Below are 10,074 nucleotides of genomic sequence, written 5' to 3'. Positions count from 1 at the left end.
ATCCGCCCAGCCCACCTGTTGTGCCCACTGCCGTTTGGATCAATCCACCGCTGGCGGCTCCTAACAGCCCGGCGGTTCCACACTAATCTCTTTTTAGTTTTTGTCTCATTTTTGTTGACACATTCCGTCCTGGGAGCACGAGATTTTGGTTGAGAAAGTGCTGCCCGCTGACCCTGAGGCCAGCTATCCGGTTTGCATCAAAGCCAAACGCGCCTGCCCCCCCGAAGACTGTGGCGGCGTTTGGGGCTATCAGAATTTTCTAGACGCGATCCGATCCGTCGACCATCCAGAACATGAGGAAATGCTCAAATGGGTGGGTGGCTCTTTTGACCCAGAAGACGCTGAACTCGAGGAGGTCAATCATTTGCTCAAGACAATTCCCCACGACACCACTGGGTTTGAAGGCAGTTTCCCCATGTAACGAGCCCACGCTTGACGCCAAATGACATTGGCAAAACTGAGATGCACCCGGTGGTGGGGCGCTTCGGGTTTATTTTGAAGATTGCAGGACGAGCTTTTTAATCAGTGCTGCTGTCAGTGCGCCATTGTCAGCAGCGGTCATGGTTGTGCGATCGCATCTTCGGACTCAGTTCCCCCATCACCTGCTTGAACTGATCCGCCGTCCAAATTTCCGCTTGGCCGTGGCGATCGCGATATTAGAGGCCAGCCGCTTTAAAGATGTCAGCCGCCGTCACAGCCAACTCTGGAAATGTCATTGAGAGAATGCGCTCGCCCCCACGAAATTGCTGGAGCTGATATTCGCCATTGATCAGGGTGTACACCGAAACTGTCGGCGTCTTAGGTGAGCCAATGTAGCGGATAGCCCCTACCGCTAGGTAATCTACAATCCAGTATTCCAGGATCCCCAGGGCCTCGTACTCAGCCAGCTTATAGAGATAGTCGTCGCGCCAGTTGGTTGAGCTCACCTCTACCGCCAGCTGAATAGGATCCTCTAGCGCTGCATAGGCCTTTGGGTCAGCCGCCCAAACGTCTTTGTCAATCACGCTGACATCGGGAGTGCGGCCCTGCACCAGGCCATCATCGCGCCGGGTTTTAACCGAGGCAAAGCGCGAGACCTTGTAGTTCAGCCGATCGCGCTTGACCTGATCGCGAAAGGCGTCGTAGATAAAATCAGCCACGTCGTCATGGGCACGGGTCGCCATCAGCTGAACCCGCTCCCCGTTGACCAATTCATAGCGATTGCCATCGTCAGGCGTCGTCTCCAGAAAATCTAGAAAGCTGAGCGGTGGAGCAATGGCTTGAGTCATGGTGACGAACAGCCCCAGCTAGGCAATGAGCAACGACACAGAGTGCTTTAAGTGTAGCGCTCGGCGAAATCAGCAAAACCTTTGGATGAGGTATCAGCCAGGCAGAGGCGCTAAGCCACCGGCAACGAAAACGAAAACCTACTCCCCTCTCCCAGCTGGCTTTCCACGGCAACGGCACCCCCCTGCAACTCCACCAGGTCTTTGACAATCGTCAGCCCCAACCCCTTGCCACCTGGATTGCACCGCTGCGCCGCCTCAGAGCGCTGGTGCAGCTTAAACACCTCCTGGAGGTCAGCCGCCGCAATCCCCAGTCCAGTGTCGACAACCGCCGTCCAGACGAAATTGCGCTTCACCTCAACCTCAACCGCAATGCTGCCCTGCGGCGTATACAACACCGCATTCCTCAGCAGATTCTCTAGAATCTCATAGACCTGGTCAGGATCAGCCCATACCGAAGGCAGGGCATCAGGACATCGAACCGGAATCGTCCGGCCTTGGGCGCTGGGCAGCGACGACACCAGCTCCACCACCTCACCGATGATGGCGGACAGCGCACACACCTGACAGCGGGTCGGCAGATAATCATCCATCCGCTTTGAATAGTTTGAGATCGCCTCCGCCAGACGGTTCACCCGCTCAACCTGCCGCAGCTGCTTCTCCAGCAAGGGAGCCGTCAATGGTCTAACCCCCTGATGAACCAACTCCAAATCCCCCTTGAGTACCGTCAGGGGCGTGTTGATCTCATGCATCAGCACTGCCAGTCGCTGTCGCCGCCGCTGCTCCACCGTCTGTAGATTCATCGCCAAGCGGTTAAAGTCAACCGCCAACCGCCGCAGCTCCGGCACATCGCTCAGGGGAGCTCGCGCCTCTAAATCCCCCGCCATAAACGCCGCCATTGCCTGCCGCAACGCCTTGAGCGGCCTGACAATGATTTCTCCCGATGACAGACTCAGAAAAACGACCATAGCGATCACCGCCAGGCCGACTTCTAATCCCCCCTCCGCCAGCGAGGGATAGATCGCCGTCAGGCTCAGCGCAATCAGCACCCCCAGCCCCAACGTCACGATGTGGGAGGTCAGCAGCTGTATCTGCAACGGCGCAGAGCGCCAGGCCTGCCTAATCGATTGCATCTTCAAACTTGTATCCCACCCTTCTTACCGTTTTGACCAACGGGTTCACCCCCTCCGGCACCCGCAGTTTCGAGCGAATTTCTTTGCGCAGCCTAAAAATGCAAGAGTCGACCGTACTGTGGTCATCCCCAGGGTGGTCGAGACCCCAGATATCGTCCAATAACTGCGACCTGGGGTAAACCTGACCCGGCTGCTGGGCCAGTTTCGCCAGCAGGTCAAACTCCAATGCCGATAGCACCAGGTCAACCCAATCGCCGGTCAGCGACGCCCGGACGCTGCACCGCCTGTGCGTCTGATGCAGCCGCAGATGCTGATGCCGAATCAACGCCGCATCGGCCCCGACCGCGTGGTCTTCATGGTATAACTCGCGCCGCAGCAGCGCTTGCAGCCGAGCGATTAACAGATCGGTGTCAAAGGGCTTAGTTATGTAGTCATCGGCCCCGGTAGCAAGGCCCGAAAGTTCATCGGTCTTCCCCCGCCGCGCCGTCAGCATCAAAATGTAGGGTTCTGGCCTCAGTGCCAGCCGCCGGACACGGGTACAGACTTCAAGGCCATTCATACCGGGCAGCATCAAATCCAGAACGATGACATCGGGCTGGAGCTGCTGGCATAGCTCCAGCCCCCGCTCGCCCGTCTCGGCCCAGTAGCTGGTGTAGCCCGCCGCCTGAATGCAGGCCTGAATGGTATCGGCCACATCCGCGTCATCTTCAATGATGAGTACAACCGCCATAGCAATCGTCAGAGTAAGGGACAGACAGCACCGCCGGTACCAGCGGTGCCCTACCTAGACTAGAGACGGAGGTGTGGCCGAGCCGGTTCTCCGAACGAGGCTAAAAATCATCCAGGCCTGCCGCCGCCAGATCCATATCGACATCAATAAACGGGTCAGGGTCAGCCCGCACCGGCGACAGCGACTCCGCCGCTCTCGGCACCGCAGACAGTGGCTGAGGCCCAGGAACCTGAGCCATAACGAGCACCGGCGATGCCCCAGAGATCGCCAAAAACCGGTTCTGGATCTGTAGACTGCGCAGCTGCATATCCTCCAGCAGGGTTTGAGCCAGAGCCTGAAGCTCCGACTGGCTCAGCTCTGGTTCCAACGCCCAGGGCAGGTAAAACACATTCAGCGCCCTGAGCACCGCTTCCCGCAGCGATATCGCCGGGTTCGTTTTCAGATAGGTGAAGAGCCGCCCCGCATCCGAATCCACTTCCACATCCAGGCGCAAGATCACCCGCTGCCGACGGCTCATGCCCGCACCTCCTGGAGTGCCCTGGTGCGGGCATGAGCCCTGGTGGCCAACCACTTCACCCCGCCATAGCAGTCAGCAAAGCGCACCTGGTCGATTGCAGAGGTTACCTCCTGAAGCCGGTACGCCATTTCTTGAGCCAGATCGGGCAGCCAGTTGGGCGTCGCACCGGGCAACGTCGCCAGGTAGTCCGTCAGATGAGGCCGCAAGAGCGTCGAAGCGGTACCACCACCAATTAGCACCTCATACTCCGTCAAATCGAGGGCAGCAAAATGCTCGCTCAGGTGGTGCCGCACCTGCTCCCAGTAAAACGCCTCCGCCTCCTGCCTGCGCTGGGCCAGCGGAAACACCTTGCCCGGCTGGTCGGGAAACTGCACCGCCTCCTGCTGCCTCAACAACGCCTGCACCAGGTAGGGATTCTCCGGCTCACAGAGCGTTTGAGCCACCGCTTCAAGGAAAGCGACATAGCCCAACTTTTCAGAGTCACTGGGCTTCCCTGTTGGGGGCTTACCCTGGCGAAACACCAAAAAGCTCAAATCTCGATGGCCAATCATCAGCACGACATAGTTTTGGCGGCTGGCCTGCTGCTGCTGGGCCAGGTGCTGCTGCTTGCGCCAGAGCACCAGCCCCGCCGCCTCCGGCAGCACCTTAACGCTATCGATCTGGAGATCGTAGGCTTGCCCGCGATAGAGAAAGTGCCCCGTTTCTTGCAGCCGCTGGGTTAGCTCTTCGGCCTCAGATAAGTACTCCTCAAAGGGCAGCGCGATGCCGATATCTAGATGCAGGGTTTCTAGGTGATGGGTGTGGGCCATTTCCCCCACCGCACCCAGGCTGCGGAGATGGGCCAGGGTGCTCTTGCGCAGGGTGGCCGTAGATTTGTTGGGACGCCCCTCGGCATCATCAGCCAGGGCATAGGCCTGATTGTTCCACTGGAGATAGGCTCCAGCCCCCAGCCCACCGCCGTACTCCTGGCCCTGGTGACGCAGCACCTCCAGCTCCGAGGGCGGCAAATCCGCCACCTTGGGTGGACAGGCATAGCCGTAGCAGCGGTTGCCGTCGGTCAAACAGGCCTTGGTGCCCGACATCCCAAGGTCGATAAAGAGTTGATGGGTAGCCATAGATGGTTCCTCCAGCGAAATGGGCGATCAGCGTTAGACGCGAACCCCATGTGACCAGGCTGGGGCAGAGGCGTCAGACGTCGTTAGATGGTTTCTTCAGCGGAATGGGCAATCAGCGTTAGACGTGAGCCCCAGATGACCAGGCTGGGGTAGAGGCGTCAGACGTCGGTGATTGGCGTGCGATCTGTCCCGACTATAGAGACCAACTTTCACCGAGTCCGTGCAGCCCGTGCACGGATTCTGCGAGATTCCTTTCTTACGGTGATGGTTACACCCAGGAGGAGGACGACTCCGACGGTCTGACACGATGCCACCAAACCCTCCTGAACCCCATCTACTCAATGGTTGAGGGACTTTAAGCCCCATGCTCTCGATGTGCTCGGTCTCTGCTGCCCAGGCCGAAACCTACTACGAAAAAGACGACTACTACACCGAAGGCACCGACGCGGCTCGCTCAACTGCCCGCTGGTATGGCCAGGGGGCGAGCACCCTCGGGCTCCAAGGCGAGGTCAATCCAGAGGACTTCAAAGCCCTGCTCCACGGCAGTGGCCCCAACGGTGAATGCCTTCATGCCCGCGCCATCGACCCCACCCGTCACCGGGCCGCCACCGACTACACCTTTTCAGCCCCTAAGAGCGTCTCCATAGCTGGGCTGGTGCAAGGGGATGCGCGAGCGATCGCCGCCCATAACCAGGCCGTCGATACTGCCCTAGGCGTTTTGCAAGAACGCTTTGCCCAAGCCCGAATCAGCACCGCCGAAGGACGGCAGCGGGTTGTGACCGGCAACATCGTCGCGGCGGTTTTTCAACACGACAGCAGCCGCGAACTCGACCCGCAGCTCCACAGCCACTGCGTGGTGATGAATACTACCCAGCTACCGGATGGAACCTGGCGCAGCCTCAGCAACGAAGAGATTTTGGCCAACCAGATCCTGCTGGGAGAGATCTATCAAAACGAGCTTGCCTACCAACTGCGGCAGAGCGGCTACGATATCGACCCCCAAGGCAAAGGGCAATTTGAGCTGAGCAACTACAGCCAGCCCCTGCTCGGCACCTTCTCCACCCGCACCCGCCAGATTGAAAATTACCTCCAGCAATGGCAGAAGAGCCTGGATGAAACCCAGGGTACCCCGCTCCATGCCAGCCAGAAAAAACAGGCGACCTTGCGCACCCGCAAACGAAAACAAGCGGTGCCCCGCGAGGTGCTGATGGCAGCCTGGCAGCAGCAGATTGGCGACCAGAACCTGACCCTGCCCGAGGTGCCCCACCAGGAGCGAGATCTTTCCACTGCCGCCCACCATCAGGCAGACCAGATGGCCCGCGCGGGCACCGCCCACGCCTCAGAGCGAGAGTCAGTCTTTCGCCGGGGAAAGGTAGAGCGCTTTGCTCTAGAACATGCCCTGGGTGAAATGCCGTTCGCCACTCTATCTCAGGCGATCTCAACCCAGGGCGAGCTGCTGCCCGTCGAGGCTGTAAAGGACAAGTACACCACCACCGCAGCCCTGCACCGGGAGCGAGACACCATTCAACTCATGCACCAGGGGCAGCACCAGTGGGCACCGATTCTGAGCGAGGCCGAACTCCAAGATCAGCTGCATCAGTGGCCGACCCTAAGTGCCGGTCAGCAACGGGCACTCACCCTGGCCTTGACGAGTAGCGATCAGATGTTGGCCTGGCAGGGTCTGCCGGGCAGCGGCAAAACCTTTGTGTTGCAGGCCTTCAAGCAATCGGCTGAAGTCCAGGGCTTTTCAGTGCGAGGGTTTGCCCCCAGTGCCGAAGCGGCCAACGTACTGGGCAAAGAAGCCGGACTGCCGACCGACACCGTAGCCAGCCTGCTGCACGCTCCAGCGCCTGCTCAAGCACCTAGGCCAGCACCGGAACAGCGAGAAATCTGGGTGATTGACGAGGCCGGGCTGCTCTCCGCCAAAGATGCCCACGGACTGCTGAACCTGGCCGTAGAGCGACAGGCTCGCGTCATTCTGGTGGGCGACACCCGCCAGCTCTCGGCGGTGGAGGCAGGCAACCCGTTCAAGAGCTTGCAGGCCGGGGGCATTCAAACCGCCTTCCTTGATGAGTCTCGACGCCAGAAGACAGCGGCCCTGAAGCAAGCGGTTAACCTGCTAGCCATCGACCAGACGGAAGCCGCCTTTCAAACCCTGGTCGGGGCGGGCTCGATTCAAACGATCAAATCCCCGACAGCACGCCTCCAGCAGGTGGCCACCGACTACCTGGCCCTCGATGAGGCAGAGCGCGACAAAACCCTGCTGCTCGCCGGAACCAATCAAGAGCGCCTAGCCCTCACCGCCCTGATTCGCACAGGGCTTCAGTCTCAGGAGCAGTTAGGCTCCGACGGCTTTACCCTGGCCTCCTTGCGGCGCAAAGACATGACCCAGGCCCAAGCAGGCTATGCCGCCCACTACGCCAGCGGTGACATCGTTACCCTGAACCAGCAGTACAAACGCCAGGGCCTGGCGAAGCAGCAGCTCTACCAGGTGCTCCAGGTAGATGCCAGACGCAACCGGCTGACCCTGGCCGATGAAGCTGGTCAAACGTTGGAGATTGACCCAACAGCCTGTCCTAACAAAACGGTCTACACCCGCCAGGCGATCCCCGTTGCTGTGGGCGATCGCCTGCGCTGGACGCGCAACGACCGGGATCAAAGCATCCGCAATGGGCAGGCCTTTACCCTGACGGCCATTGATGCCCAGGGCCAGGCCGAGATCCGCTACCCCGATGGCCGCTGTGATGCGGTGGACTTAACCGGCTTGCAGTACGTCGATTACAGCCTGGTGAGCACCACCTACAGCGCCCAGGGCAAAACCGCCGACCGGGTGATGGCGCTGATGGATGCCACCACCAGCCAAGAATCGTTTTATGTGGCCGTGTCTCGGGCCAAATACCAGCTCTCGCTCTACACCGCCGACCCGGATGAGCTGCTGCGTCAGGCGCAGCGATCCTCAGCCAAGGAGAACGTCAGCGACTATGTCCCGCTCTTTAATTTGGTGAATAGCCATGCCCAGACCTCGGAAAGTACCCCCGCCGCCACCCCCTCAGCAGTGGGCGATCGAGATGCCGCCAGGGATCTTGGCCGACGCGCTGGTGAGCGCGTTGCAGCAGGCCTTGCTACCGCTCCAGCAACAGATCGCGGGACTCCAGCAGGACAACGCCCAGCTGCGATCTCAGATCGAGACCTTAGTGCGCCACCAGGCCCAATCGGAGCAGGCGCAGAGGCAGATGACCACCGACCACAGCCACCTCCAGCAGAGCTTGAACGCATTGCTGAAAGGGCTAGAAACTGGCAGCAGCAGCGACAGCTCCAAACAATTGCAGGTACTCTTATCGGTCTTAGTGACACAGCTGAACGAGTTAAATCAGCGAGTGAGCAGCAATCTCGATGGGCAGGAGCGATCTCTCGCCTTGCTCATGAATTCGCTCGCAGCCTTGAACGACGACGCCAGCAGCGGGAGCAGCGACAGCAGATCAGCGCCGAGCAGATGATGTGGGCTGAACGCCTGGTGCCGGAGGTGAGAGGTATCTTGACGCTAGCCAGGCGGGCAGGCGAGACCGAGCAAACTGGGCCTGACACTTGGGTGCTCAAGGGCCGACACTACACGCTGTCGTTTTGCCAAGCGACCGACACGATATCCCTGGTGGCCCAGGATGGTCGCGGCGAGCTGCTCCGACTTCAGCGGCCCCAGGGGGCCTGGCAACCGCAGCTGGCCCAGGGCATCACGGTAGAAGATGTTGGCCAGATCCAAAAGGCTCATCGGTGGCTGCATCAGGCAATGCAGCCACCCCAGCGCTCTCGTCAGGTTGAGATGGAACGCTAAGTAGAGCTCGTAACCTATCGTCTGGCTGTCCTCTCTTCCTCTAAAGAAGCGGTTCTAAGAGGGTGACCGGAATAACTGGGGGGAAGGGTTCCAAACCTTTATTCTGAAGTACTTTGAGGGTGACCCAAATCAGGAGGGATTAGCGGCTCAACCGAGTTCACGGTCAAAGGTTAGGTTAGGCTCGGGACTTATGCACCCTAAGCAAATGTGCTCTGTGACAGTAGCCACCTTGAGTGGCCTAAATGTGGACTATGTTGGCTTGTGCCAGTTTCCCAAAGTCCTGATAGCTTCGTTCAGTTGTCTCTCTACCTTGAACCCTAGTCCAGGGAGCTGGATTCAAGATTGGATAAGAGTTTGAGCCTCAATTCCAACAGCGGAGGGGTTGCGGCGCGGGCAACTAACCCAGTCATGCTCTATATTGGCTAACCGACCTGCACTTCATAACAAGTGGGAAGGGTTATGAAGCCTATCTAAAAATAAAAAATCTTCCCAGACACTTGCCAGTGTAATGGGAATAATTGAGCAGTGAATGCTTGTAGCAGTTCGGTTGCTCTATCTTCGACTGAGTATCTGGCCAGCGGGGCTCTGCAAGTTGCTGTGTATTAGAGCCCAGAGCCCCTCATGACTTTTCTGAACTGGCAGTCGATCCTGACTGAGTTTGCCCAATCAGCGACTTTTGAACCGATTTTGTCGGAGGCCTTTGGCCTAGACCTGAATAGGCCTCTGGCTCGGAGTCTGCAACAGCAGTGGCAGCAGGGAGATTTTTCGGTACTGCCGCCAGTGGTTATTCTCCCCGGTGCGGATATGCCCGGTGCGGCAGGGGCCTACAGTCAGGAGCGGCAGACCATTTATCTGAATCAGGACTGGCTGAGTCTGGCCAGTGCGGAGCTGCAGACAATGGTGCTATTGGAGGAGTTGGGGCACCACTTGGATAACGTGCTAAACCAGGAGGATACCACTGGGGATGAGGGCAAGCTGTTTGCGGCTCGGGTGTTGGGGGTGGAGCTGAGCGAGGCTCAGGTGGCTGAGCTGCGATCGGCGGATGACCGGGGCCTAGTATGGGTAGATGGGGAAGCCGTGACGGTGGAGCTGTCGGGGTTTACCGAGATTCCTCAAATTCGGCCAGGGCGGACGAGTGGGGAGGTCAGGAATTTCAGAGCCTTTGCGGCGCTGAAAGAGGACGGCTCGGTTGTCACTTGGGGCGGGGCGGGGGGCGACAGCAGTGCCGTGGCCGACCAGCTCAGCTCGGGCGTAACTCAAATCTTTTCCACTGACGGTGCCTTTGCGGCCCTGAAAGAGGACGGCTCGGTCGTCACTTGGGGATGGTCAGAATCGGGCGGCGACAGCAGTGCCGTGGCCGACCAGCTCAGCTCGGGCGTAACTCAAATCTTTTCCACTGACGGTGCCTTTGCGGCCCTGAAAGAGGACGGCTCGGTCGTCACTTGGGGGAGGTCAGAATGGGGCGGAGACAGCAGTATCCTAAGC

At 59.2% G+C, this 10,074-nt stretch carries 7 protein-coding genes and 1 pseudogene; 3 read left to right on the top strand and 5 right to left on the bottom strand.

Annotation, left to right across the window (positions count from 1 at the left end):
- The first annotated feature begins 121 nt into the window (after positions 1 to 121).
- Positions 122 to 421, top strand: a complete 300-nt coding sequence (locus tag IQ273_RS25105; RefSeq protein WP_194025878.1) for a plasmid pRiA4b ORF-3 family protein — start codon at positions 122 to 124, stop codon at positions 419 to 421.
- 235 nt (positions 422 to 656) lie between these two features.
- Here IQ273_RS25105 and IQ273_RS25100 read toward each other — a convergent pair whose 3' ends face one another.
- From IQ273_RS25100 to IQ273_RS25080, 5 genes are all read right to left on the bottom strand, one after another.
- Positions 657 to 1,268, bottom strand: coding sequence for a Uma2 family endonuclease (locus IQ273_RS25100; protein ID WP_194025877.1), 612 nt, complete (start codon positions 1,266 to 1,268; stop codon positions 657 to 659).
- 110 nt (positions 1,269 to 1,378) lie between these two features.
- Entirely contained in the window at positions 1,379 to 2,398 is a 1,020-nt protein-coding gene (locus tag IQ273_RS25095; protein ID WP_194025876.1) for a cell wall metabolism sensor histidine kinase WalK, read from the bottom strand.
- On the bottom strand, positions 2,385 to 3,128 hold the full coding sequence (locus IQ273_RS25090; protein ID WP_194025875.1) for a response regulator transcription factor: 744 nt from the start codon (positions 3,126 to 3,128) through the stop codon (positions 2,385 to 2,387). The genes IQ273_RS25095 and IQ273_RS25090 overlap by 14 nt, the downstream gene beginning before the upstream one ends.
- 100 nt (positions 3,129 to 3,228) lie before the next feature.
- Complete coding sequence (locus IQ273_RS25085) at positions 3,229 to 3,645, bottom strand: hypothetical protein (RefSeq protein ID WP_194025874.1); 417 nt, start codon at positions 3,643 to 3,645, stop codon at positions 3,229 to 3,231.
- Positions 3,642 to 4,760 carry a ParM/StbA family protein gene (locus IQ273_RS25080; protein ID WP_194025873.1) on the bottom strand — a complete coding sequence of 373 codons (1,119 nt, stop codon included), beginning with the start codon at positions 4,758 to 4,760 and terminating at the stop codon, positions 3,642 to 3,644. The genes IQ273_RS25085 and IQ273_RS25080 overlap by 4 nt, the downstream gene beginning before the upstream one ends.
- 364 nt (positions 4,761 to 5,124) lie before the next feature.
- Here IQ273_RS25080 and mobF point away from each other — a divergent pair, with 364 nt between their 5' ends.
- Both mobF and IQ273_RS34005 read left to right on the top strand, forming a co-directional pair.
- Positions 5,125 to 8,589: a MobF family relaxase gene (gene mobF / locus IQ273_RS25075; protein ID WP_194025872.1), complete on the top strand. Its 3,465-nt coding sequence runs from the start codon at positions 5,125 to 5,127 to the stop codon at positions 8,587 to 8,589.
- Between the two features lie 621 nt (positions 8,590 to 9,210).
- A pseudogene (locus IQ273_RS34005) lies at positions 9,211 to 10,074 on the top strand (hypothetical protein); the annotation flags it as partial.

Source organism: Nodosilinea sp. LEGE 07298 (assembly GCF_015207265.1).
Lineage (GTDB): Bacteria > Cyanobacteriota > Cyanobacteriia > Phormidesmidales > Phormidesmidaceae > Nodosilinea.
The sequence above is the reverse complement of the archived record's forward strand: the minus strand, read 5'-3'. Positions and strand labels throughout refer to the sequence as shown.